Raw genomic sequence first — 23,792 nt, forward strand, 5'->3', positions numbered from 1 at the left:
CACCAACCGGTTTCGTCATGCATCGTGGCGTGCGTCCGCCTGGTGAATCGCGACCTCTTGCGCCTTCACCACGAAGTACACGGTATTTCCCGGATGCAGGTCGAGGTCGGCCACGGCGGCCGGGGTGATGTCGGCGGCCGGTCCGGTGCCGCCGTCGGGCAGCTGACCGCTCCGGATTCGCGCCACGGCTCCCTGGACGTCGATGTCGCCGATGGTCACCGGGAAGACGTTGCGGGGACTGCCGTGCGGCGGCTCGGCGTGGACAGCCACGGCGGTCGGTGAAAACACCGCGACGGCCGGCGCGCCCGTCTCGACGTCCCCCCGTCCGGAAAGGTCGGTGCCCCACGCTGTTCTGAGGACCCCCGGGGAGGCGACGGTACCGGAGATCAGGTTCACCCCGGCCATCCGCGCGGCGAAGGCGCTGCGGGGTGCGGTCAGGACCTGTCGAACGGGTCCGTGCTCGACGATCCTGCCGGCTTCGATGACGATCGCCGTGTCGGCGATGGCCAACGCGTCGATCACGTCATGCGTGACGACGATGGCGGTGCGACGTGCGTCGCGCAACACGGTGCGCAGAAGCCGCCGCAGGGAGGGAGCGGCCGTCACATCGAGCGCGGCCATCGGCTCGTCGAGCAGCAGCAGCGCCGGCTCGGTGGCCAACGCCCGCGCGAGCGCCACCCGTTGGGCCTGTCCGCCCGACAGCTGGGCGGGGCGGCGGTCGGCCAGATCGGCCGCCCCGACGGCGTCAAGCCAGCGGTGCCCGACCTCTCGCGCGAGGGCCCGCGGCTTGCCGGTGCAGCGCGGTCCGTAGGCCACGTTGCGGGCGACGGTCATGTGGGGGAACAACAACGGTTGCTGAGACAGCATCGCCACCCCGCGGGCGTGCGGGGGAACGAAGGTCCCGGCGTCGGTGTCGGTCAGGACCCGGGAACCGAGCTGCACGCGGCCGGCATCCGGTTGTACCAACCCGGAGATGATCTGCAACACCGTGGATTTGCCGGCTCCGTTCGGGCCGAGTACCGCGAGCACCTCGCCGTCGTCGACGGCGAGTTCGACATCGAGGTTGCGGCGGTCGAGTCGTGCCCGCACGGCCACGCCGCTCACAGGGAGCCGCCCAGGCGCCGGCCGCCGGTGGCGAGCACCACCACCGCGGCCACCGCGATCAACAGCACCGACAGCGCTACTGCGGCGTCGGCGTCGGTTTCGCGCTGCAGGTAGATCTCCAAAGGCAGTGTGCGTGTGACGCCCTGCAGCGATCCGGCGAACGTCAACGTCGCACCGAACTCGCCGAGCGACCGGGCGAAAGCCAACACCGTTCCCGAGGCCAACCCGGGAAGCACCAGCGGCACAGTCACCGTGCGCAGGACTGTGGTCGGTCGCGCGCCGAGGGTCGCGGCCACCTGCTCGTAGCGCGAACCGGCCGAACGCAGTGCACCTTCGAGGCTGACCACCAAGAACGGCAGCGACACGAACGACTGCGCTAGTACCACGGCTGCGGTGGTGAAGGCTATGCGGACACCCAGCACGTCGAGTTCCCGGCCGAGCAGGCCTTGGCGCCCGAATGTGTACAGCAGCGCGATGCCGCCGACCACGGGCGGGATGACCAACGGCAACAGGATCAGCGGTCGCAGGTATTTCAGAACCTGGAATCTGCTGCGCGCGAGCACCATTGCCATGGGCACGCCCACCACCAGGCAGACGACGGTGCTCGCCGCGGCGGTCTGGAGGCTCAACCGCAGTGCCGACTGCGACGACTCCGAGGTGATCAGCGGGATGAAGTGCGCCCAGTCGATCCGCGTGAGCATCGCCACCAGCGGCAGGATCACGAACACCGCACCCGCGGCGGCGGGCACGTAAAGCCAGGACGGCAATCCGACTGTCACATCCCCGGCGGTGCGGCGCCCGATCATGGGGTGGTGAATCCCGCTGCGGCGAGGACGGTTCGGCCGCGCGGGCCGGTGACCAGTTCGACGAACTGTCCGGCGGCCCGGTGGTCGCGGGAACCGGCCAGCGTGGCGATGGGATATGTGTTGACCGCGGCGCCGGATTCGGCGAACGGCACGACGTCGACCTTGTCGCCGGCAGCGCGTGCATCGGTCACGTAGACCAGCCCCGCGTCGGCCTGGCCGGAGGTCACCTTGCCCAGGACATCGGTGACAGCGGATTCTTCGCTGACCGGGCGCAACATGATGCCTGTGGCCTGCTCGGCCGCCTCGGTGGCGGACCCGCACGGCACCTGCGGTGCGCACACGACGACCTGGAGGTCCCGTCCAGCCAGGTCGGCGAAACGACTTATACGCCTGGGGTTCCCGGGCGCGGTCACGATGGTCAAGACGTTGGCCGCGAAGTCCACCGGGGCGTCGGAGACCAGGCCGGCGTCGACCGCAGCGCCCATGGTGTCGGTGTCGGCAGTGGCGAGCACGTCGCCCGGCGCGCCCTGGACGAGTTGAGCGACGAGGTCGGAGGAGCCGGCGAAGTTGAAGGACACCGTCGTGCCCGGGTGCTGTTCTTCGAAGACCTCGCCCAACTCGGTGAAGGTGGCTCTCAACGACGCCGCGGCGAACACGGTGACAGTGGGGGAGTCCTGCTGCGCCGAAGAGCAACCGGCCAACACCACGGCGGCCACCACAGCGCACAGCCAGCGCCTCATGAGCTGCCCACCGGCGTCTCCACGATCACCGTCGTCGCCTTCACCACGGCGACCGCGACCACGCCCGGCTCCAATCCGAGGGTCTTCACGGACTCGCTGCTCATCAACGACACGATGGTGAAAGGACCGCACTGCATCTGCACCTCGCTCATCACCCGGTCGGCGGTGACCTTCGTGACCAAACCGACCAGCCGATTGCGCGCGGAGCTGCCGACACCCAGGAGATCGGGAGGTGGCGCCGCATGCTCGCGCGCGAACTCCGCCAGCACATCGCCGGGGATCACCTTGCGGCCCGCGTCGTCTTTCGACGACGTCAGCGCTCCACTGTCTATCCAGCGGCGCACCGTGTCGTCGCTGACACCGAGGAGCGTCGCGGCCTCTTTGATCCGGAGCGCAGGCACCATGCCCATACTCTATCCGCAGATGCGGAGAAATAGGCTGGCGCGGTCCGAATGTGCGGCATCAGTCATCCTCGTCGAGCACCGAGAACGGCTCGGTGGGGATCTCCACCACCCGCAGCTGAGCAGCCGACTCATCGGGCACGGCCTGGCGGGACAGCGCCTGCAGCGCCTGCTCGGTGCCGACGTCGCGCTGCGCCTGCTCGGAGAGCAGCCAGCGCACCTCCAGCAGATCGCAGTACGCCTGGATCGGGGAGCCGGTTGCGCCGATCGCTTGATGTGCGCGATGCATCGTCGGGGTGGCCACTTCCATGAACCACAGCTTGGCGGCTGTGGGAAGGTCCACGTCGTAGCCGGCCTCCTGCGACAGCTGACCGCGATAGGCGTGCAGATCACCCAACAGGATGCGGGCCTGCCCCTCCCCGACGTTCATTCCGGTCAGGCGCCGCAGCTCGGTCGCGTGGTAGCTGCGGTCGCCCACCGCGACGTGCAGACGCAGTTCGTCGGTACCCGAACTGACCGGCTGCAGCGACACCTCGTCGACAACGAAACCCAACTCGTTGAGCCGGCGGATGGTGCCTTCCACGCGGAAGCGGTCCGAGAAACCGAAAGTCGGCTTGGCGTGCAGCAATTCCCACAATTGCTCATAGCGTTCGCGCAACCCGAGCGCCTCCCGCAGGAACTCCGGTTCGAGGTCGTACCGGTCGATGCTGGCCGCGACGTCGAGCAGCCCCGCGGCGACGTTCTCGACGGTGATCTCGATGTCTTGGCTGCGCTGGCCGTTCGACAGGCTGGGGTGTACCTCACTGGTCTCGGCGTCGACCAGGAACGCCTGCAGAACCTGCCCGTCGCGGATGAACAGCGTGTTGGCCAGCGAGCAGTCACCCCAGAACACACCATGCCGGTGCAGCTCCACCAGCAGGGTGGCCAACGCGTCGAACAACCGGGACCGATGCTTGCGCGCGTCAGGCGGCAACCGCATGAACAGTCGGCGGTACTGCCACGACGACTCGAGGTAGTGGGTGACCAGGATCGCGGTGTCGAAGTCCGGCTGGATCACCACGCCTGCGGGCCGGACGGAGTTGAGACCCATGGCCTCGACCCGGCGGAGCACGTCGTACTCGCGTGCTGCGATCCGCGGCGGGAGTTCCTTGAGTGCCCACAACGCCCCGTCGGACTCGACGAACCTGACCAGGTGCCGGCTGGGCCCCACCGGCAACGTGCGCAGCACAACGTCGGGCTCGCCCCAGTCGGCGAGGGCGCGCTCCCAGGGCAGCGCGACCAGTCCCGGACGCGGCGCCCGCAACCGCAACTCGGGAGCGGCCATCGCCGTGTGCTTACCCCGTCGGTGCGGCGTGCCGTCCGCGCGACTCGCCGACCCTTGTCAGGTTCTCGCCCGTTTGCGGATCGAACAGGTGCAGGCGCCGCGAATCCAGCCACAGGGTCGCGCTGTCGCCGGCGCTGACCCGGCTCATCGGGTCCAGCTCGACGACGATCTGACTGCGCAACTGCTCGCTGTCGAGATCCTTGGCCAGTTGTTCGAGCTGGTCGGAGATCTCGGCGGAGGCTTCGAACGGCACGAACGCGTACTGCTCGTTTCCCAGCCACTCGGTGACGTCGATCGAGACATCGAAGGTGACACCGCGCTGTTTCTTCTCGGCGTCGACGAACTCGGCGTCCTCGAAGGCCCCCGGCCGAATCCCGGCGATGTAGACCGCCCCGTCCTTGCCTTCGCCCAGCGCGCTGCGCCACTCGTCGAGCAACGGAATCGTGGCGAACGGCAACTCGATCTGGTCGCCCTGCACCCGGGCCGGGACGAAGTTCATCGGCGGTGAACCGATGAAGCCGGCGACGAACAGATTGACCGGCTGGTCGTAGAGCTCGCGTGGGCTCGCCACCTGTTGCAGCACACCCTTTTTCAGGACGGCAACCCGGTCGCCGAGCGTCATCGCTTCGGTTTGGTCGTGAGTGACGTAGACGGTGGTGACGCCCAGTTTCCGTTGCAGCCGCAGGATCTCGGTGCGCATCTGCCCGCGCAGTTTCGCGTCCAGGTTGCTCAACGGCTCGTCGAACAGGAACGCGTCGGCCTCGCGGACGATGGCACGCCCCATGGCCACCCGCTGGCGCTGACCGCCGGACAGGTTGGCGGGCTTGCGGTCCAGATGTTCACCGAGCTCGAGGGTGTCGGCGGCGTCGGTGACCCGCTTGCGGATCTCGTCGTCGGAGAGCTTGCCCGCCAAGCGCAACGGGAACGCGATGTTCTCGAACACCGTCAGGTGCGGGTAGAGCGCGTAGTTCTGGAACACCATCGCGAGGTTGCGCTCGCGGGGTGCCTTGTCGTTGACCTTGCGGTCGCCGATCAACAGGTCGCCGGAGGTGATGTCGTCCAGGCCCACGATCATGCGCAGCAGCGTGGACTTGCCGCACCCCGACGGCCCGACCAGGATCATGAACTCGCCGTCGGCGATGTCGAGGCTGACGTCGTTGACGGCCGGATAGCCGTCACCGTACTTCTTGACGATGTTGCGCAGGGTGATTGCTGCCATGGCTATCCCTTCACTGCTCCGGAGGTCAGACCGGCGACGATGCGCCGCTGGAAGATGAGGACCAAGATGACGACGGGGATGGTCACGATGACCGACGCCGCCATGATGTAGGGCACGGGGGACTCGAAGTACGACGCCCCCTGGAAGAACGCCAGCGCGGCAGGGACCGTGCGGGCATTGTCGGTGGAGGTCAACGAAATCGCGAACAGGAAGTCGTTCCAGCAGAAGAAGAACGTCAGGATGGCCGTGGTGAACACCCCTGGCGCGGCCAACGGCACGATCACCTTGCGGAACGCCTGCCACTGGGTGGCGCCGTCGACCTGTGCGGCGTACTCCATCTCCCACGGGATCTGACGGAAGAACGCCGACATCGTCCAGATCGACAGCGGCAGCGCGAAAGTCAGATAGGGGATGATCAGGCCGAGCCAGGTGTCGTAGATGCCCAGGCCGCGCCACATGTCGAACAGCGGGCCGACCAGAGCCGCCTGCGGGAACATCGCGATACCCAACGCCAGCGACAGCAGCACCTTCTTGCCCGGAAAATCCAGCCGCGCAATCGCATACGCGGCGAACATCGCGATGATCACCGAGATGACGGTTGCGATGACGGCGATGCCGATCGAGTTGATCAGCGCCCGGGTGAACAACGGCTGGCTGAAGATCTGCGCGAAGTTGTCCAGCGTGAACGTACTCGGAAGGAACTGCGGGTTACCAGAGACGATGTCCGACGGCGGTTTGAAGGCCAAGCTGATCATCCACAGCATCGGCGCGAAGCTGTAGATGACGATCACGATGCCGGCGATCGTCCACCACTTCGTGTTCTTGGTCACTGGTCACCCCTGACTTGCGAGAGGTCGGTTTTGAAGACCTTGATGAAGACCCACGCGATGGCCACCACGGACAGGAACAACAGCACCGAGACCGCTGATCCCATACCGAGATTGACCAGGGTGACGTTCTGTCGATAGGCCAGGAACGAGATCGTCTCGGTGTTGTTGGCGCCGGCTGTCATGACGTACGGGTTGTCGAAGATCCGCCAGGCGTCGAGCGTGCGGAACAGCAGTGCCACCATGATGGCGGCCTTCATGTTCGGCAGCGTGATCTTCCACAATCGTTGCCACGCGGTGGCGCCGTCCACCTTGGCGGCCTCCTGCATGTCCTCCGGGACCTGCACCAGGCCGGCCAGCAGCAGCAGCGAGATGAACGGTGTGGTCTTCCATATCTCGGACAGGCAGATGACGAAGATCGCCGACCACCGGTCACCGAACCAGTCGAAGTCGGTCAGGTTGAGCCACTGGTTGACGAAACCGGAGTCGATGGCGAACGCGTAGCGCCAGATGAACGCCGAGACGACCGTGACGATCCCGTATGGGATCAGGATCGCGGTGCGCAACGGTCCGCGACCGCGCACGATGCGCAGCATCACGAACGCGAACCAGAAGCCCAGCACGAGTTCGATCGCGACCGTGACGACGGTGATCGCCAGCGTGGTGACGAAGTCGTTCCACCAGACCGGGTCGGTGAGGACGACGCCGTAGTTGCTCAGTCCGACGAAGCGGCGCCCCTCCGGGTCGGTCAGGCGGAAGTTGTACAGGCTCAGGACCAGCGCGTAGCCCAGCGGGTAGGCGGTGACCAGCAGCATCACCAGGTACGACGGCGCCGTCAGGTAGAGACCGAGCCGCCGTTCCCCTTTGGCGCGCTCACTGAGCGCGGCCTTGCCCGGTTCCTTCTGTAGCGGTGGGGTCTGCAATGTGGTCACAGCAGCCGCCTCCCCGCCAACACGTCAGCCATGAATTGGTCTGTCCTTTCCGGGGTTTCGGCATTCACCGACGCCGGCGGATGCCAGGTCTGCTGCACCGCTCCGGAAATGTCGGTGTAGAACGGCGACAGTGGTCGCGGCCCGCCTTCGGCGATGGATTCCCGGATCAGGTCGGCGTTCTCGTACTCGGCCCGCAACTCCGGGTCGTCGTAGGTCGCCGCGTAGGGCGACGGCTCACCCTCGTCGAGCATGTACTGCGTGGCTTTCGGAAGCGCGTTGACGCATTCGACGAACGCGACGGCTTCGTCGGGATGTTCGGTGAACGCCCCGATCCCGAGGTTGGCGCCACCCAGCGGCGGAGCGCTGGGCCGGTCGGGCGCCACCCGCGGGTACCGCGCCCAGCCGATGTCGTCGACGACCTGCTGGGGCAACGTCCCGTCTTGCGCCGCAGTGCGGGCCGCGGCCAGCACGTAGGGCCAGTTCACCATGAACATGCCCTGATCGGACTGGAAGTTCGCGCGGGCCTGCTCTTCCGACGCGTTCGACATGTCGGTGGGTGCGGCGGTGGAGCGCGCCAAGTTGCCGATGATCTGTGCGGTCTTGTCGCCGGCGGGGCTGGCCATCGACGGCGTGGCGTCGCGCCCGGCCTCCACGTTCTGCAGCATTTCCCCGCCGGCGGAGAGCATCAACGCGTTGATCAGCACGGTGTAGCCCTCGTACCGCTGGGCCTGTACGGCAACCTTCTTGTTCTGCCCCACAGCGGCTTTGATCATCTCGTCCCACGTGAAGGTGGGGCTGGCCGGATCCACCCCGGCCGCCGCGGCATGCGATTTGCGGTACCAGAGCAGTTGCGCGTTGGACTTGTAGGGCACGCCGTAGACCTGGTCGTCCCAGGTACCTGTCTGCACGGGAGCCGGCAGCATGCCGGCGGTCAATCGTTGGGTCTCCTCGGCGCTGTAGGGCCGCAGGAATCCGGCGTTGGCGAACTCGGCGGTGAACACGACGTCGAGGCTGACGATGTCGATCGAGGAGTCCCCGGCCGCCAGCCGCCGCACCATCTGTTCACGTTGCGCGGTCGCCGTGCTGGGCAGCGCTTCGATACGCACCTGATATGCGCCGCCGGAGGCGTCGGCGCATTCCTGCGCCCGGGTGACCGAGCCACCGTTGTCGGGGAGGATGTACCACGTCAGCGTCGGGGGGCCGCCCTCGCTGCCGCAACCGGACAACAGCGTCGCGGCGACCAGAGGCGCACTGGCCAGCGCGATTGCGCGACGCCGTCGCCCGCGGGCGAACAGGTTTCGTCTCATCACGTCCTCGTTTATGAAGTTTGTCCCTCGTATATGAAACCGTGGCCTTCGATGAGGGCCACGGGCAGCACATTCGATACCCGTCGAGTGTGTCACACCTCACAGGTTCGGTGGGGGATCGGCCCGCCGAGGAGAGCGACCAAGTGGACACACCGGGGGCGGCCCGCAAGGCTGGTGGCTCAGCATCCCAGCAGCCGTGAAGGAGAGTCGTGCCCGCTGCAGACATGTCGTGGTGGCAGACAGCCGTCGTCTACCAGGTCTACATCCGCAGCTTCGCCGACGGTGACGGCGACGGCATCGGCGACATCGCCGGGCTGCGAGAGCGTCTGCCGTACCTGGCCGGCCTGGGTGTCGACGCGATCTGGATCAACCCGTGGTATCCGTCGCCGATGGCCGACGCCGGATATGACGTCGCCGACTACCGCGACATCGAACCCGCGTACGGGACGTTGGCTGATGCCCAGCAACTGATCGCCGACGCCCACGCCGCGGGTATCCGGGTGCTGCTCGACATCGTGCCCAACCACACCTCCGATCAGCACGCGTGGTTCCGCGCCGCGCTGGCCGACGAGCCCGGTGCACGGAATCGCTACCACTTCCGCGCCGGCCGCGGGCCCGACGGCGCGCAGCCGCCCAACAACTGGCAGAGCGTCTTCGGTGGTCCGGCATGGACGCGGCTCGCCGACGGCGCGTGGTACCTGCACTTGTTCGCCCCCGGCCAACCCGACCTCAACTGGGACCATCCCGAAGTGCGTGCCGAATTCGAGGACATCCTCGCTTTCTGGTTCGACCGCGGGGTCGACGGGTTCCGCATCGACGTGGCGCACGGACTGGTGAAACAGGCCGGGCTGCCCGACGCCGACGAATCTGTGGACACCGCACAGTCACTCGTGCAGGACCGCGCCGGTCATCCTGCGTGGGACCAGGACGGCGTGCACGACATCTACCGCGGGTGGCGGGCGGTGGCCGACCGCTACACCCCCGAACGCATCTTCATCGCCGAGGCGTGGGTGGACGGCAATGAACGGCTGTCGCGCTACCTGCGCCCCGATGAGCTGCACACCGCTTTCCAATTCGATTTCCTGCGGACACCCTGGCGGGCAGCGGTGTTGCACGAGGTCATCGACGACGCGATCGCCGCCGCGGCGACGGTCGGCGCACCCCCGACCTGGGTGCTGTCCAACCACGACGTCACCCGCACCGTCACCAGGTTCGCGCGCTCGCAACCCACCCACCTGATCGAAACCGACTGGGAACGCGGACGCTGGGCCGACGAGGACCCCGATCACGAACTCGGCCGTCGGCGTGCCCGTGCGGCGGCTCTGGTCCAACTGGCGCTGCCGGGAACGGCCTACGTCTACCAGGGCGAGGAACTGGCCCTCGAAGAGATCGAGGATCTACCCGACGAAGTGCGTCAGGATCCGACGTGGGTGCAGTCCGGATTCACCGACGTCGGCCGCGACGGATGCCGAATTCCGTTGCCGTGGACGGAAACCGACGTACCGTACGGATTCGCCTCGCGCCCGGACGCGGTGACCTGGCTTCCGCAGCCCACGCACTGGGCGCAGCACAGCGTCCAGGCGCAGGACCGGGATCCGGACTCGACGCTGAACCTGTACCGGCGCGCGCTGCAACTGCGGCCGTCGCTGTGGCGCGACGCCGGACCGGTGCACTGGCTCGACATCGGCGCCGATGTCGCGGCGTTCCGGCGTGGCGACGCGCAGTGCTGGGTCAACACCGGCGAGCACGACGTTTCGTTGCCTGCCGACATGACGGTGGCGGTGGCTTCGGCTCCGGCCGTCGGAAACGTTCTGCCGCCGGACACGGCAGTCTGGTTGCGACCGGGGGTGACCAGGTAGAGGTCTTTGTGCCCTCGTCGGCTCCGCATTCGGCAGCGCACCCTGGTAGGTGACCAACGAACTGCGAAGGACGGTCGAGTCGATGGACGAAATCTTCCCCGATGCCGAGACGGTGCGCTCGGCGCTGGCTTTGGCCGGCCGGGCACCATCGGTGCACAACTCCCAGCCGTGGCAGTGGAAGGTGGGCGAGCACAGCCTTCACCTCTACGCCAACCGCGACCTGCTCCTGACGCACACCGACCCGGACGGCCGTGATCTGATGCTCAGTTGCGGTGCGGCACTGCATCATTGCGTGGTCGCGCTGGCTGCGCTGGGCTGGCAAGCCAAGATCCGGCGGTTTCCGGACCCGGCCGATGCCGACCATCTGGCCGCACTCGAGCTGTACCCGTACCCGGCTGCCGACCTCGACGTGGCCCTGGCCGCGGCGATTCCCCGCCGACGCACGGACCGTCGTCACTACAGCGCCTGGCCGGTACCCGGCGGCGACATCGCGTTGATGGGCGCGCGCGCCGCACGCGCAGGTGTCATCCTGCGTCGCATCGACGATCTGCAGGCGTTGCGCCAGTTGGTCACTGCCGCCGCCTCGCGGCACCTGGCCGACCCCGAGTACCTGGCCGAGTTGACCACGTGGAGCGGACGCTACGCGTCCACAGCCGGTGTGCCCGCACGCAGCGTCCCCGGACCCGACGGCACCGGGCCGATCCCGGTGCGGTCGTTTGCCGGTGGCGTGCTCGCCCAGCCGCCCGGAGTCCACCCCGGAGAAGACAACGCCGTGGTGGTCGCGCTCGGTACCGTCGCCGACGATCGCCTCGCGCAGCTGCGCGCCGGTGAGGCCGCCAGCATCGTGATGCTGACCGCCACGGCCCAGGGGCTGGCCTGCTGCCCGATCACCGAGCCGTTGGAGGTGGCCGAGACGCGGTCGACGGTGCGCGCCGATGTTTTCGGAACGGACGCACACCCGCAGATGATGTTGCGCATCGGCTGGGCGCCGGTCAACGCTGACCCGCTGCCGTCGACTCCGCGGCGGGATCTGTCGGAGATCATGACGACGCTCGACGGAGCGCCGATCGGCTGAACGGGCCCGCTCAGCCGTCGCCGGGGCGGCGGTGACGGTCGAGTTTGGACACGAACACCGCCGCCTGGGTGCGCCGCTCCATACCGAGCTTGGCCAACAGACGCGACACGTAGTTCTTGACCGTCTTCTCGGCGAGGAACATTCGGGCGGCGATCTGCTTGTTGGTCAGTCCCTCGCCGAGCAGATCGAGCAGGACGCGCTCCTGGTCGGTCAGGCCCGACAGCGGATCGGCGCGTTCGTCGTCGCTGCGCAGCTTGGTCATCAGCGCCGCGGCGGCGCGGTTGTCCAGAAGGGACCGCCCCGCGCCGACCTCCTTGATCGCGCGCGCCAGCTCCATGCCCTTGATGTCTTTGACGACGTAGCCGCTGGCACCGGCCAGAATGGCGTCGAGCATCGCCTCGTCGGAGGTGAACGACGTCAACATCAGGCAGCGCAGGTCCGGTAGTTGCGACAACAGGTCGCGGCACAGTTCGATGCCGTTGCCGTCGGGCAGCCGGACATCGAGCACGGCCACGTCGGGTTGGGTGGCGGGGATACGGGCAAGGGCTTCGGCCACCGAGCCGGCCTCACCGACGACTTCGAGGTCCGGATCGGCGCCCAGCAGATCGATCAGCCCCCGCCGGACCACCTCGTGATCGTCGACCAGGAACACCTTCACCACGATGGGACTCCAGTCTGCGTGGGGTTCACACGACCAGTATCGAACAATCGGTGTCGCGCAGTGCGACATTGCCGGGCGCGCCGACCACATCGGCCACCCCGCCTGCCCGGTCGCGGCCGACCACCAGCAGCTGGATGGAATCGGCGTGATGGCGCAGGTAGTCGAGGGTGTGGGCGCAACTCACCGGACTGATGTCGAGGTCGGGGTAGTCACGCGTCCACTGGGAGAACTGACGCGACCCCTGCGCCTGGATCTCGGCACACACGCGGGGTGGGGCGATCAATTGCACCGGGGCGCTGCGCCGATGAGCTTCCTCCAGTGCGTGCCGGACGACCGCAGGGCCGGCGGAGACGTCGTTGAACTCGACGGCCACGCTGCGCTGGTGAGCGCTGTGCGGGCGGTGTGCGCGCACGACGGCGACCGGGCAGTGGGCGGCGGCCGACACCGCGGCTGCGGTGGATCCGATGCGACCACGGGTGGCATGACGCAGTCCGCGCGAACCGACGCACAGCAGCGTGGCCGCCCGAGCCGCTTCGAGCAGAACGCGCACCGGCGGGCCGTGTAGAACCGCGATATCGATGTCGACACCTTTCTCGGTGGATTCCACCGCGGTCACTGCGTAGCGGATCGCCAGCTCGGCCGTCGCGAGCCGTCGGGCCTGATCTTGCGGGTCTGGCCGTTCGCCGTCCTCGGACGGCTCGATCACATAGACCAGCCGGAGAGGGAGCCCGTCGGCGACGGCGTGGTCGACAGCCCACAGGGCGGCATCGACAGCAGAGGGCGAGCCGTCGATGCCGACGACGATGCAAGGGCTACCGGTGCGTTCGTTCATTCCGCGCTCCTGTGGATTTCCACGACCTCCTCGATCGGTCGACGAGGTGTCGCCGGAGGGGGAGCATCCAGGGTGGCGGCACGCCCGACCCGGACCAGGACCTGGGGGAACGGTCGATCGGCGAGTAGCGCCGCCACCACCTCGCGTCCCGACGGTACTTCTGTGACATGGCTGACGGTGCAGGTAGCCATCCCGGCGGTGGTCGCGTCGAGGAGCAGCGCGGAAAGTGCTTCGCCGCAACGCAGTACGCTCTCACGTTCCTCGTCGACCGTCGACATGATCAGGATGGCGGACTGGTCCTCAGCGGTGTGGGTCTGTCGGTGCGGGCCAGATCCGGTCGGGAACGCCCGTCCCACATCGACGTGCCGCTGTTGGTCCTGAGATGCCAACGCGGTTCGTGGGATTGCGTCCGGAGAAGCGAAATCCGAAGTGGTGGACACCAGCTCGTCCTGGTAGAGCGGGTCGCCGTTGCGCAGGAGATTGGCCAGATGGGAAGCTTCGGCCACCATCGGGCGGTCTTCATCGGCGAGCCGGTCGATCCTGACTGACCCTGCCGTGCTGAGGGTTTCGGCGTACCCGGCGATCCATTCAGACGGCGCCTCGAGTGGGAGCCGCTCGGTATGCCGCAACAGGATGGCGTCGGCGCGACGCTTCTGCTCCGTGGATACCGATGGTGCCGGCGCGAACTCCACGGTGGCCAGGTGCAGCCGGTCGTCCTCGTCGGGCAACCGGTAGGCGGTGGTGTCCCAACCGGCGGCCGCCATCGCGACGCGGAAATGGTGCAGTGCGGCGCCACAACTGAGCAGGGCTTCCCCGCCGGAGGCGTCCGCTCCACGCAGGAGACGGTCAGGGTCTGCGAACAGCTTGACCTGGTCGGAGGTGACGACCCAGCGCCACGGTTGGCTGTTGTGCAACGACGGTGCTCGGCACGCCAACTGCAGGGCGTCGAGGATGACTTCAGATGGGACCCGGCTGGCGGGCATCGTGACCTCCTTTGCCTTCGACTCCCACCATGCCTGGGGTGCCGGCGGACCACCAGAGTCAATGGTCATCACCTGACCGGGCGGGGTCAGTGGTGCACCATAGGGGGGTGGCTACAACCGATGAGCCGGACGCCGGGGGATTGGGGCCGGTGCGCACCACCCTGTCGCAGCTGCGTCTGCGGGAGCTGCTCACCGAGGTGCAGGACCGCGTCGAACAGATCATCAAGGGCCGGGACCGGGTCGACGGGCTGGTCGAGGCGATGTTGGCCGTCACGTCGGGTCTGGAACTCGACCGCACACTGCGCACCATCGTGCACACCGCCATCGAGCTCGTCGACGCGCAGTACGGAGCCCTGGGTGTGCGTGGCGACGGACACGAACTCATCGAGTTCATCTACGAAGGCATCGACGAAGCCACCAGTGAGCTGATCGGGCATCTACCCGAAGGACGGGGTGTGCTGGGCGTCCTCATGGACGAGCCCAAAGCTATTCGCCTCGAAGATATTTCATGTCACTCATCCTCGGTCGGGTTCCCGCCCAACCATCCGCCGATGCGGACGTTTCTCGGTGTGCCGGTACGCATTCGGGATGAGATCTTCGGCAATCTCTACCTCACCGACAAGCGGGACGGGCAGCAGTTCAGCGAAGACGACGAAGTTCTGGTGCAGGCACTCGCCGCGGCCGCCGGGATCGCGATCGACAACGCCCGCCTCTACGACACGGCGCGCCGCCGACAGTCCTGGATCGAGGCCACCCGTGACATCGGCACCGAACTGTTGTCGGGCACCGATCCTGCAGGGGTGTTCCGTTCGGTCGCCGAGAAGGTGCAGGAACTCAGCGGCGCCAAAGCCACTTTCGTGGCCATTCCCGTCGATCCCGACGTAGCCGTCGAAGACGTCACGCAGCTGATGGTGGTCGCTGCTGCGGGCGACATCGATACCTCGGCACTTCCACGTATTGCGGTGTCAGAAACCGTTGTGGGAGATGCGTTCGTCGGGCGGGTTCCCGGACGGTTCAGCGGAATCGACATCGGAGTGGGCATGGGTGACGGACCAGCACTGGTGTTGCCACTGCGTGCCACCGATGCGGTGGCGGGGGTGCTCGTGTCGATGAGACCGGTTGGTGCGCAAGTCTTTCAAGCCGAAGAGCTGGACATGATGTCGGCGTTCGCCGACCAGGCGACACTGGCCTGGCAGCTGGCCACTGCGCAGCACCGGATGCGGGAGATGAGCGTCATCACCGACCGCGACCGTATTGCCCGCGATCTGCACGACCATGTCATCCAACGCCTGTTCGCCGTCGGTCTGTCCCTGCAGGGCACGGTCGCGCGGGCACGCTCCGACGAGGTGCGGGAACGTCTCGCCGGATGCGTGGACGACCTGCAGGACGTGATTCAGGAAATCCGCACCACGATCTTCGATCTCCATGGCGGCGCGTCCGGTGCCACTCGGCTGCGGCAGCGACTCGACGAAGCCGTCGCGGACTTCGTCGGCTCGGACGTGCGCACCTCGGTGCAGTACGTCGGGCCGCTGTCCGTCGTCGATGCCGTGCTGGCCGATCATGCCGAAGCGGTGGTGCGTGAAGCGGTCAGCAACGTTGTTCGCCATTCCGGCGCGTCGGCGCTGAGTGTCGTGGTCACCGTCGACGACGATTTGTCGGTCGAAGTGTCGGACAACGGCCGCGGGATCGGTGACAACATCACCGCGAGCGGGTTGGACAACCTTCGTCGCCGCGCCCAAGACGTTGGCGGCTCGTTTGCAGTCCGCGCAGAACCCTCCGGCGGAACGACGCTGTCGTGGCGCGCCCCGCTGCCGTGAGACACGCGAAAACCACATCCGTGTAATTTTCGCCGTTTCGCGTTTCCGCAGCTCACCGCGTCCTGACGGTGACGGGATCGCTTCTCCTTCGCAACAGCTTGATAACGCACAAATTGTCGCGGCGGCGTTTTCACAAATTGTCGGTTCAGTAAGCCCAGTAAGCGAAGTGATTCGCACAGCACGACGCAGAAGGACTGGGAGCACATGTCACGGACCAAGAAGGGCATCGTCGTTGTCATGATGGGCAGCGCGGGGATGTTCTTGAGTGCCCCGATGCTGAGCCCACTGGCAACCGCCGCGCCGACCCGTGGCGGTGTTCCGTGTGTTGGCATCTTGCAGCAAATGGTGTCCCGCCCAGCTGACATTCCCCAGGCGCTGCAGCAGGCAGCGTCGTCGTTGACCGCCGGGCCCGGCCAGCCCAAGCCTCCCGTGGTGGTGCCGCCGGCCAGTACGTCGCGGGCGGGGACGCCGCCGGTGCCGCCGCGTCCGCCGGCCTCGGTGTCGACGCCATCAGCCGCGAGCACGCGCCCGGTGCCGGGAGGCCCGGGCGCCCCGGTCTCGAGTTCGACCAGTGGCGGCGTTCCGCCCGCGCCTCCGGCTCCCGGCGGTCCTGCCGTCACGTCGGTCAACGGCGGGACACCCCCGGTGCCGGGTGTTCCCGGCGGGCCGGTTGGTACGCCGGTGGCCAACCCTGCGCCGCCGGCTCCGCCGGTTCCGGGCCTGCCGGTGGTGGGCGAGGCGGGTGCCGCGCTTCCCCCCGTGCCGCCCGCGCCCGGCGGTCCGGCCACCGTCCCGGCCGGGGTGGCGACGCCGCCGGTCCCGCCGGCCCCGGGTCTGCCGATCGTCGGCCAGGCCGGCGCACCGCTTCCTCCTGCGCCTCCCGGACCCGGCGGCCCCGCAGCTGTTCCGGTAGCCGCCGCTGCTCCTCCGGCCCTGCCTGCTCCTGGCGCGCCGGTTGTCGGGCAGGCCGGGGCTGCCGGCGGACCGGGCGGACCGGTCCCCGGCGCACCGATTGCTGCTGCTGCCGGTGACGCCGGTGCCGGGGGCGCCGGAGCTGGTGGCGGCGCCAACGGCGCTGGTGTGGTCGGCGCGCCGGTAGACGGTGCCGCGGGCGCCGTCGGGCCGGCCGGTGCCCCCGTGATCGGTGAGGCCGGTGCCGTTCCTCCGGCTCCGGGCGCGCCCGTCGCGGCCGCCGCCGGTGATGTCGCACCGCCTGCTCCGCCGGCTCCGGGTGCGCCCGTCGTCGGTGAAGCCGGCGCCGTGACGCCGCCTGCGCCGCCGGCTCCGGGTGTGCCGGTGGAGGGTTCTTCGGGTGGGGTGACGCCGCCTGCGCCGCCGGCTCCGGGTGTGCCGGTGGAGGGTTCTTCGGGTGGGGTGACCCCGCCTGCGCCACCGGCTCCGGGTACCCCGGTCGAGGGCTCCATCGAGAGGTTCACCCCGCCGGCCCCACCTGCTCCGGCAGAACCCTCAGCGAGCACGATCGAGACCTTCACGCCGCCTGCCCCACCGGCACCGGCGAGCCCGTCTGAGTCTTCCGTCGAGGTGGCGACACCGCCAGCCCCAGGCGCTCCGGGCGCGCCCGTTTCGACCGAGGCGCAGGTTGTGTCGCCGCCGGCTCCGGGTGTGCCGGGTACGCCGAGTGCTTCGTCGGTGGAGGTTGTGTCGCCGCCGGCTCCGGGTGTGCCGGGTACGCCGAGTGCTTCGTCGGTGGAGATTGCGACGCCGCCGGCTCCGGGTGTGCCGGGTACGCCAAGTGCTTCGTCAGTGGAGGTTGCAACTCCACCCGCTCCCGGAACTCCGGGTGTTCCGGTGGTGACTGAGGGTGGTGTGGCTGTGCCTCCGGCTCCGGGTGCGCCGGGTGTTCCGGTGGTGACTGAGGGTGGTGTGGCTGTGCCTCCGGCTCCGGGTGCGCCGGGTGTTCCGGTGGTGACTGAGGGTGGTGTGGCTGTGCCTCCGGCTTCGGGTGCGCCGGGTGTTCCGGTGGTGACTGAGGGTGGTGTGGCTGTGCCTCCGGCTCCGGGTGCGCCGGGTGTTCCGGTGGTGACCGAGGCTGGCGTGCCTGCGCCTCCCGCGCCGCCCGCACCGGGAGGTCCTGCTGCGGTTCCGGTCGCTGCGGACGTTCCCGGTGCCCCAGGTGTCCCCGGGGCCCCCATCGACGCTGCTGCCGGCGGCGTGGGTGGCGGCGCTCCCGCTCCGGGCGCACCGATCTTCGGTGACGCCGGTGTCGCCGCTCCGGCGGGCCTGCCCGGTGGTGGTGCCCCGGTAGAGGGCGCGGCCGGGGTTGCGGCTCCCGGTGGTCTGCCCGGTGGTGGCGCCCCGGTGGAGGGCGCTGCCGGTCTCGCGGCTCCCGGTGCTGCGGCACCCCCGGCTCCCGGTGGTGTCGGCGCGGCTGCGGTTCCCGGCGGTACGCCGCCCGCGCCTCCGGCCCCTGGCGCCCCGATCTTCGGTGAAGCCGGCGTCGTGGCACCTCCGCTGCCGCCCGCTCCGGGTGGGGGAGTCGAGGTCCCGGCCGGCGGGGTCACGCCGCCCGCGCCGCCGACGCCGGGGACGCCCGTCGGTACCTCGGTGCCCGGCGCGACACCTCCGGCGCCGCCCGCCCCGCCGTCCTCGACCCCCGCGTCGGGTGGCGCCGGGACTCCGCCCGCGCCCCCTGCGCCGTCGACTCCGACCAACGTGTCGGTCAACGGCGGAACCCCGCCGACGCCGGCGACGCCCGGCACCCCGGTCAACACCTCCGTGTCCGGCGGAACCCCGCCGGTGCCAGGCACCCCCGGCACCCCGGTCAACACCGGCGCCGGTGTGCCCGGTACGCCGACCCCCGGCACTCCCGGGAGCTCGCTGACTGTCGCCGACCTGCTCACCCCGCCGGGTGCGCTGCGGGCCGTGCAGGACACCGCGTCGTCGGTGGCCAGCGTCCTCCCGCCGCCGCCGGCGCCCGCCCCGGGTGCGGTCGGTGCGGCATCGGTGGGAGTCCCGGCGCCGCCGGACCCGGTCACTCCGCTGGTGGCGACCGGACTCTCCAATCTGGTGAACCCCTCGCCGCTGTCGATTCCGTCGGTCCCGGGCCTGCCGATCCCGTTGCCCAACGAGATCCCGGTGCCCTCCGACCTGCTCTGCATCGGAACGGATTGGTCAGCCACGCAGGAAGATTCAGGAGCGGCGCCGATCGCCAACGTCGATATCCCCCGGGCGTTGATCACCGGGACGGCGCCGGCTGGACGCGACCGCTGGGGCAACGAGTAGCAGCCGCGGAGACAGTGGCGGACGGGTGACCATCCGCCACTGTCCTCGGCTCACGGGGTCTTCGTGGAGTCCTTCGACGACTGCGCGTTGGCGACGAGATCGGTAGCCACCTGAAACAGCGGGACGTTCGAGTCCTGCGAGAGCTTGCGCAACAGCTCGAAGGCCTGCACCGCGTTGACGTTGTAGCGTTCCATCACCATGCCCTTGGCCTGACCGATGATGTCGCGGCTGGCCAACGCCCGACGGAACTGTTCATCCCGTCGTGCGGAATTCCACGCCACCGACGAATGCGCCGCGAAAATCAAACCCAGCGTGCGTGATTCAGGCCCGAACGCGCGCGGTCGTTCGGCATAGATGTTCAACGCGCCCAACGTCTCATCGGCGATGAACAACTGGAATGCCATGACCGACCGGATCGGCGTCTCGGCCAATGCGTCGCGCCGATAGTTCGGAAAGCGGTCGTCGTGCTCCAAATCGGCCACATGGACGGTCTTTTCCTCCCACGCCGCTGTCAGGCACGGACCCTCGAGGTGGCGCTGCTGGATCTCGTCGAGGAGCACCGGCCATTCCGACGTCGCCGCCGGCGTCTCGATGTTCTTGGAGTTCTTCGTCAAGGTGATCCCGGCGCAGTCGGCGCCCGGAATCTCGACCGCGGCGTGCTCGGCCAGCTCGGCGATCACGCTGTCGGCGTCACCGTCGGTCCTGTTGTGCAGACCCTGCACCAACTCGGCCACACGTAGATGTGCGACCTCGACCGGGGTTGGTTCGTCCACCCTCACCGCCCTGCTCAAACGTCAATAATCGCTCAGAGATTACCGCCCGGCACCGCGCGTGAAGTGGGGGTCGGAGGAAGTCGGCGTCCCCGGCCGGTCACACCGCACGTAGATAGCGGCGGGTGACCAGTCGCTGCATCAGTGATGTCACCGGTCCGGCAAATTTGCTCCACCAGGTGGCGTGCCGCGAGAACGCGCTGACCTCCGCGTACACCGCGCCGGTCGACGGGTCGAAGCGCACCGCGAACATCTCCTCGCCGGATTCGGGATGACCGACCAGCGTGCCGTAGGCGAAGCCGCGTCGATCGGGCTCGTCGACGACGTAGACCACCCGGCACGGCGCGCCGATCGGACCCATGTGGACCAACACTTCGGATCCGACCTCGGCCACCGGGGAGGTGGCCTCCACCCACAGACCCGCACCGCGCAACATGCCCCAGCGCATGCCGGCCGCCGCGGCCTCCTCGAACCGCTCACGGCCGTGACCGATGACCGCCGTCTCCCGCACGTGGCGGTAGCCGCTGGGCATCGAGCCGCCGGTGGCGCCGATCTCGGAGTAGGTCAACGGCCGGCCTCTGACGTCGCTCAACTTCATGACGCCAGCTTGGCACTTCCGTCGATTCGACACACTGAGCAAAGTCGGTGCTGCCACGGGAAGCAACACCCAATACGGTGTGGAAGTGACCGTCAACGAATCCCATGCGCAACTGGGTGGGGGCTTCAATCCGCCGCAACCGACCACTCGTGGCGGGCCCGACTACGGTCGCTTCATCGAGGCGGTCCGCACGCTGCAGGACCACGCCCGCGCCGCCGACGCTCCCGACGACGTCATCACCCGCGCCGCAGACCTGATCGAAGAGGTGTCGCAGCTGCTGGCGCCCTTCGACGCCGACGAGTGGTCCTCACCGTCGGGCCGCCGACCCGACCTGCCCAACCGCGGCAATATCCTGGGCATCCCCTCGAAGCTGCATGTCACCGATGACAACCGGCTCGAAGGGACCATCCGGTTCCGTCGGTTCCACCTCGGCCGCAACGGCGCCGCTCACGGCGGTGCCGTGGCCCACCTGTTCGACTCCGTGTTGGGCTACGCCTCCTTCAAGCTCAGCGACAGCCAAGCCCAGCGCACCGCATACCTGCACATCGACTACCGCAAGATCGCCCGCGTGGAGCGCGACCTCTCTGTCGAGGCGCGCATCGACGAACTCGTGGGGCGCAAGATCTTCGTGTCCGGGCGACTACTCGACGGCCCGGACGTACTCGCCGACGCGAACGCATTGTTCGTCAAACTGAAGCCGGGACAGCCTTGAGCGGCGCGAACAGCCCTCGGGTCGTCCAGCGGTGGGCGCGGTGGCGCGACCGGCTGCGGGAGCGCCGCGTCGCCGACCTGAGCTATCGCATCACCATCGGCGTTGTCGGGCTCGTGGTCCTGGCGCTCGGCATCGTCGCCATCCCATACCCCGGTCCAGGCTGGGCCATCGTCTTCCTCGGGCTCGGCATCCTGGCCACCGAGTTCGAGTGGGCCCGGCGAGCGCTGCGCTACGCGCGCAAGCGCTACGACGCAGCCATGGCCTGGTTCCAACAGCAGGGACTCTGGGTGCAGGTCGCCGGCGCACTGTTCACCGCCGCCATCGTCCTGGGCACCCTGTGGTTGTTCGGGGCCCTGGCTTTCGCTGCCGGACTCGTCAACTTCGAACACCCGTGGCTCGACAGCCCCATTGGTCTGGGGAGCTAGCGACCCGTCCCGATAGCATGGTCGCCGTCAGCGACTCGGTCCTGGCCCACCACGCCACGTCCTCGACAGTTTGGAGATCCCGTCATGAGCGCGCCAGCCCGCCCCGCCCCGGCTGCCCCGATTCGGGTCGCCGCCGGGACCACCGCGGCGCAGGCAGTGCGCGACGCCGGCCTGCCGTCCCGGGGAGCGTCTGACGCAGTCGTCGTGGTCCGCGACGCCGACGGCCGGCTGCGCGACCTGAGCTGGGTTCCCGACACCGACGTCGAGGTGACGCCGGTGCCGGCCGACAGCGAGGACGGCCGCAGCGTCATCCGGCATTCGGCCGCCCACGTCCTGGCGCAGGCGGTGCAGGAACTGTTCCCCGACGCCAAGCTCGGGATCGGCCCGCCGATCACCGACGGCTTCTACTACGACTTCGACGTCGCCCAACCTTTCACGCCCGAGGACCTCGAAGCCCTCGAGAAGCGCATGCGCAAGATCGTCAAAGACGGTCAGCTGTTCGAGCGGCGTGTCTATCCGTCCAAAGACGCCGCGCGCGAAGAACTGGCCGACGAGCCCTACAAACTCGAACTCGTCGACGACAAGTCCGGGGACCTGGAGGGTTCGGACGAGATCATGGAGATAGGCGGCGACGAACTCACCGCCTACGACAATCTCAACCCACGCACCCGCGAACGGGTCTGGGGTGACCTGTGCCGGGGTCCGCACATCCCCACCACCAAATACATTCCGGCGTTCAAGCTCACCCGCAGCTCTGCGGCCTACTGGCGCGGTGACCAGAACAACGCCAGCATGCAACGCATCTACGGCACCGCCTGGGAGTCTCAGGAGGCGCTGGACCGCTACCTGGAACTCATCGAGGAGGCACAGCGCCGCGACCACCGCAAACTCGGCGTCGAACTGGACCTGTTCAGCTTCCCCGACGAGCTGGGGTCGGGCCTTCCGGTGTTCCATCCCAAGGGCGGAGTGATACGCCGCGAACTGGAAGACTATTCGCGCCGTAAGCATTCGGAAGCCGGCTACGAGTTCGTCAACACCCCGCACATCACCAAAGAGCAGCTCTACATCACCTCGGGACACCTGGAGTGGTACGCCGACGGGATGTTCCCGCCGATGCACATCGACGCCGAGCTCAATCCCGACGGCACGGTGCGCAAGCCGGGCCAGGACTACTACCTCAAGCCGATGAACTGCCCGATGCACCACCTGATCTACCGGTCGCGTGGTCGTTCGTATCGGGAACTTCCGTTGCGGCTCTTCGAGTTCGGCTCGGTGTACCGCTACGAGAAGTCCGGGGTGATCCACGGGCTGACCCGGGTGCGTGGGATGACGCAGGACGACGCGCACATCTACACCACGCGGGAACAGATGCGCGACGAACTGGCCTCGCTGCTGGGGTTCGTGCTCGAGCTGCTCGCCGACTACGGCCTCAACGACTACTACCTGGAGTTGTCGACCAAGGACCCGGACAAGTATGTCGGTTCCGACGAGGTATGGGAGGAGGCCACCGCCACGCTGCGTGAGGTGGCCGAGGCCTCCGGCCTGGAGCTGGTGCCCGATCCCGGCGGCGCGGCGTTCTACGGGCCGAAGATCTCCGTCCAGGTCAAGGACGCGCTCGGCCGCAGCTGGCAGATGTCGACCATCCAACTCGACTTCAACATGCCGGAACGCTTCGAGCTCGAGTACACCGCCGCCGACGGGTCACGCCAACGGCCCGTGCTGATCCACCGTGCACTGTTCGGTTCGATCGAGAGGTTTTTCGGCGTCCTGACCGAGCACTACGCGGGCGCGTTCCCGGCGTGGCTGGCCCCGGTGCAAGTGGTCGGGATTCCGGTCGCCGACGGCCACATCGAGTATCTGCAGGGACTGGCTGCCCAACTGCGCGGCTCCGGCATCCGCGTCGAGATCGACACCAGCGACGACCGGATGGCCAAGAAGATCGTCAACCACACCAACCAAAAGGTGCCGTTCATGCTGCTCGCGGGTGACCGCGACGTGGAGGCCGACGCGGTGTCCTTCCGGTTCGCCGACCGCACCCAGATCAACGGTGTCCCAAGAGAGTTGGCGGTCAAGACGATCGTCGACTGGGTGCAGCGCAGAGAAAACGCTTTCCCCACAGCCGATCTGGTGACGATCGACCACACGAACGAGGCGTGA

The 23,792-nt window shown here is 68.2% G+C and carries 21 protein-coding genes; 7 read left to right on the plus strand and 14 right to left on the minus strand.

Annotation, left to right across the window (positions count from 1 at the left end):
- Window positions 1-15: 15 nt before the first annotated feature.
- From ACQI46_RS22730 to ACQI46_RS22770, 9 genes are read right to left on the minus strand one after another with little or no spacing between them, the layout of a single operon-like run.
- On the minus strand, window positions 16-1,104 hold the full coding sequence (locus tag ACQI46_RS22730) for a sulfate/molybdate ABC transporter ATP-binding protein (protein WP_427096301.1): 1,089 nt from the start codon (window positions 1,102-1,104) through the stop codon (window positions 16-18).
- Entirely contained in the window at window positions 1,101-1,910 is an 810-nt protein-coding gene (locus tag ACQI46_RS22735; RefSeq protein WP_427096302.1) for an ABC transporter permease, read from the minus strand. Before ACQI46_RS22735 ends, ACQI46_RS22730 begins: the two co-directional genes overlap by 4 nt.
- On the minus strand, window positions 1,907-2,650 hold the full coding sequence (gene modA, locus ACQI46_RS22740; protein WP_427096303.1) for a molybdate ABC transporter substrate-binding protein: 744 nt from the start codon (window positions 2,648-2,650) through the stop codon (window positions 1,907-1,909). The genes ACQI46_RS22735 and modA overlap by 4 nt, the downstream gene beginning before the upstream one ends.
- Window positions 2,647-3,054: a TOBE domain-containing protein gene (locus ACQI46_RS22745; RefSeq protein ID WP_427096304.1), complete on the minus strand. Its 408-nt coding sequence runs from the start codon at window positions 3,052-3,054 to the stop codon at window positions 2,647-2,649. Before ACQI46_RS22745 ends, modA begins: the two co-directional genes overlap by 4 nt.
- Before the next feature lie 58 nt (window positions 3,055-3,112).
- Window positions 3,113-4,375: a DUF4032 domain-containing protein gene (locus ACQI46_RS22750; RefSeq protein WP_427096305.1), complete on the minus strand. Its 1,263-nt coding sequence runs from the start codon at window positions 4,373-4,375 to the stop codon at window positions 3,113-3,115.
- 10 nt (window positions 4,376-4,385) lie between these two features.
- The gene (locus ACQI46_RS22755; RefSeq protein ID WP_427096306.1) at window positions 4,386-5,594 is read right to left on the minus strand and encodes an ABC transporter ATP-binding protein; all 1,209 of its coding nucleotides are present in this window, start codon (window positions 5,592-5,594) and stop codon (window positions 4,386-4,388) included.
- 2 nt (window positions 5,595-5,596) lie between these two features.
- Window positions 5,597-6,424, minus strand: a complete 828-nt coding sequence (locus tag ACQI46_RS22760; RefSeq protein WP_427096307.1) for a carbohydrate ABC transporter permease — start codon at window positions 6,422-6,424, stop codon at window positions 5,597-5,599.
- Window positions 6,421-7,353: a carbohydrate ABC transporter permease gene (locus ACQI46_RS22765; protein WP_427096308.1), complete on the minus strand. Its 933-nt coding sequence runs from the start codon at window positions 7,351-7,353 to the stop codon at window positions 6,421-6,423. Before ACQI46_RS22765 ends, ACQI46_RS22760 begins: the two co-directional genes overlap by 4 nt.
- The gene (locus tag ACQI46_RS22770; RefSeq protein WP_427096309.1) at window positions 7,350-8,660 is read right to left on the minus strand and encodes an extracellular solute-binding protein; all 1,311 of its coding nucleotides are present in this window, start codon (window positions 8,658-8,660) and stop codon (window positions 7,350-7,352) included. Before ACQI46_RS22770 ends, ACQI46_RS22765 begins: the two co-directional genes overlap by 4 nt.
- Window positions 8,661-8,884: 224 nt before the next feature.
- Between ACQI46_RS22770 and ACQI46_RS22775 the strand changes: the two genes are divergently transcribed.
- Window positions 8,885-10,519, plus strand: coding sequence for a glycoside hydrolase family 13 protein (locus ACQI46_RS22775; RefSeq protein WP_427096366.1), 1,635 nt, complete (start codon window positions 8,885-8,887; stop codon window positions 10,517-10,519).
- 82 nt (window positions 10,520-10,601) lie between these two features.
- Entirely contained in the window at window positions 10,602-11,594 is a 993-nt protein-coding gene (locus ACQI46_RS22780) for an Acg family FMN-binding oxidoreductase (RefSeq protein ID WP_427096310.1), read from the plus strand.
- A gap of 10 nt (window positions 11,595-11,604) precedes the next feature.
- Here ACQI46_RS22780 and dosR read toward each other — a convergent pair whose 3' ends face one another.
- The 3 genes from dosR to ACQI46_RS22795 are packed head-to-tail and all read right to left on the minus strand — an operon-like array spanning window position 11,605 to window position 14,070.
- Window positions 11,605-12,255, minus strand: coding sequence for a hypoxia response regulator transcription factor DosR/DevR (dosR, locus tag ACQI46_RS22785; protein ID WP_427096311.1), 651 nt, complete (start codon window positions 12,253-12,255; stop codon window positions 11,605-11,607).
- 25 nt (window positions 12,256-12,280) lie between these two features.
- Entirely contained in the window at window positions 12,281-13,087 is an 807-nt protein-coding gene (locus ACQI46_RS22790; protein WP_427096312.1) for a universal stress protein, read from the minus strand.
- Window positions 13,084-14,070: an Acg family FMN-binding oxidoreductase gene (locus tag ACQI46_RS22795; protein ID WP_427096313.1), complete on the minus strand. Its 987-nt coding sequence runs from the start codon at window positions 14,068-14,070 to the stop codon at window positions 13,084-13,086. The genes ACQI46_RS22790 and ACQI46_RS22795 overlap by 4 nt, the downstream gene beginning before the upstream one ends.
- A 92-nt stretch (window positions 14,071-14,162) precedes the next feature.
- On the opposite strand from ACQI46_RS22795, the gene ACQI46_RS22800 reads away from it, so the two are divergent.
- Both ACQI46_RS22800 and ACQI46_RS22805 read left to right on the plus strand, forming a co-directional pair.
- Window positions 14,163-15,887, plus strand: a complete 1,725-nt coding sequence (locus tag ACQI46_RS22800; RefSeq protein WP_427096367.1) for a GAF domain-containing protein — start codon at window positions 14,163-14,165, stop codon at window positions 15,885-15,887.
- Between the two features lie 204 nt (window positions 15,888-16,091).
- Window positions 16,092-19,130: a hypothetical protein gene (locus ACQI46_RS22805; RefSeq protein WP_427096314.1), complete on the plus strand. Its 3,039-nt coding sequence runs from the start codon at window positions 16,092-16,094 to the stop codon at window positions 19,128-19,130.
- Window positions 19,131-19,180: 50 nt separating this feature from the next.
- On the opposite strand, the gene ACQI46_RS22810 is transcribed toward ACQI46_RS22805, so the two are convergent.
- Both ACQI46_RS22810 and ACQI46_RS22815 read right to left on the minus strand, forming a co-directional pair.
- Window positions 19,181-19,903, minus strand: a complete 723-nt coding sequence (locus ACQI46_RS22810; RefSeq protein ID WP_427096315.1) for a GAF and ANTAR domain-containing protein — start codon at window positions 19,901-19,903, stop codon at window positions 19,181-19,183.
- Window positions 19,904-20,000: 97 nt separating this feature from the next.
- Window positions 20,001-20,498, minus strand: a complete 498-nt coding sequence (locus ACQI46_RS22815; protein ID WP_427096316.1) for a DUF1990 family protein — start codon at window positions 20,496-20,498, stop codon at window positions 20,001-20,003.
- 85 nt (window positions 20,499-20,583) lie between these two features.
- Here ACQI46_RS22815 and ACQI46_RS22820 point away from each other — a divergent pair, with 85 nt between their 5' ends.
- The 3 genes from ACQI46_RS22820 to thrS all read left to right on the plus strand — a co-directional run bounded on the left by ACQI46_RS22820 (window position 20,584) and on the right by thrS (window position 23,792).
- On the plus strand, window positions 20,584-21,210 hold the full coding sequence (locus ACQI46_RS22820) for a PaaI family thioesterase (RefSeq protein WP_427096317.1): 627 nt from the start codon (window positions 20,584-20,586) through the stop codon (window positions 21,208-21,210).
- Window positions 21,207-21,635, plus strand: coding sequence for a TIGR02611 family protein (locus tag ACQI46_RS22825; protein ID WP_427096318.1), 429 nt, complete (start codon window positions 21,207-21,209; stop codon window positions 21,633-21,635). Before ACQI46_RS22820 ends, ACQI46_RS22825 begins: the two co-directional genes overlap by 4 nt.
- Window positions 21,636-21,719: 84 nt before the next feature.
- Window positions 21,720-23,792 carry a threonine--tRNA ligase gene (gene thrS, locus ACQI46_RS22830; protein ID WP_427096319.1) on the plus strand — a complete coding sequence of 691 codons (2,073 nt, stop codon included), beginning with the start codon at window positions 21,720-21,722 and terminating at the stop codon, window positions 23,790-23,792.

The organism is Mycobacterium sp. SMC-4 (assembly GCF_050205565.1).
In the GTDB taxonomy this organism is placed as follows: Bacteria; Actinomycetota; Actinomycetes; order Mycobacteriales; family Mycobacteriaceae; genus Mycobacterium.

Coding starts and splice junctions, on each gene's coding strand:
- ACQI46_RS22795 (WP_427096313.1), bottom strand. CDS start 14,070: ATGCCCGCCAGCCGGGTCCCATCTGAAGTCATCCTCGACGCCCTGCAG.
- thrS (WP_427096319.1), top strand. CDS start 21,720: ATGAGCGCGCCAGCCCGCCCCGCCCCGGCTGCCCCGATTCGGGTCGCC.
- ACQI46_RS22770 (WP_427096309.1), bottom strand. CDS start 8,660: ATGAGACGAAACCTGTTCGCCCGCGGGCGACGGCGTCGCGCAATCGCG.
- ACQI46_RS22805 (WP_427096314.1), top strand. CDS start 16,092: ATGTCACGGACCAAGAAGGGCATCGTCGTTGTCATGATGGGCAGCGCG.
- ACQI46_RS22745 (WP_427096304.1), bottom strand. CDS start 3,054: ATGGTGCCTGCGCTCCGGATCAAAGAGGCCGCGACGCTCCTCGGTGTC.
- ACQI46_RS22750 (WP_427096305.1), bottom strand. CDS start 4,375: ATGGCCGCTCCCGAGTTGCGGTTGCGGGCGCCGCGTCCGGGACTGGTC.
- ACQI46_RS22790 (WP_427096312.1), bottom strand. CDS start 13,087: ATGAACGAACGCACCGGTAGCCCTTGCATCGTCGTCGGCATCGACGGC.
- ACQI46_RS22735 (WP_427096302.1), bottom strand. CDS start 1,910: ATGATCGGGCGCCGCACCGCCGGGGATGTGACAGTCGGATTGCCGTCC.
- ACQI46_RS22780 (WP_427096310.1), top strand. CDS start 10,602: ATGGACGAAATCTTCCCCGATGCCGAGACGGTGCGCTCGGCGCTGGCT.
- ACQI46_RS22775 (WP_427096366.1), top strand. CDS start 8,885: ATGTCGTGGTGGCAGACAGCCGTCGTCTACCAGGTCTACATCCGCAGC.
- ACQI46_RS22815 (WP_427096316.1), bottom strand. CDS start 20,498: ATGAAGTTGAGCGACGTCAGAGGCCGGCCGTTGACCTACTCCGAGATC.
- ACQI46_RS22755 (WP_427096306.1), bottom strand. CDS start 5,594: ATGGCAGCAATCACCCTGCGCAACATCGTCAAGAAGTACGGTGACGGC.
- modA (WP_427096303.1), bottom strand. CDS start 2,650: ATGAGGCGCTGGCTGTGCGCTGTGGTGGCCGCCGTGGTGTTGGCCGGT.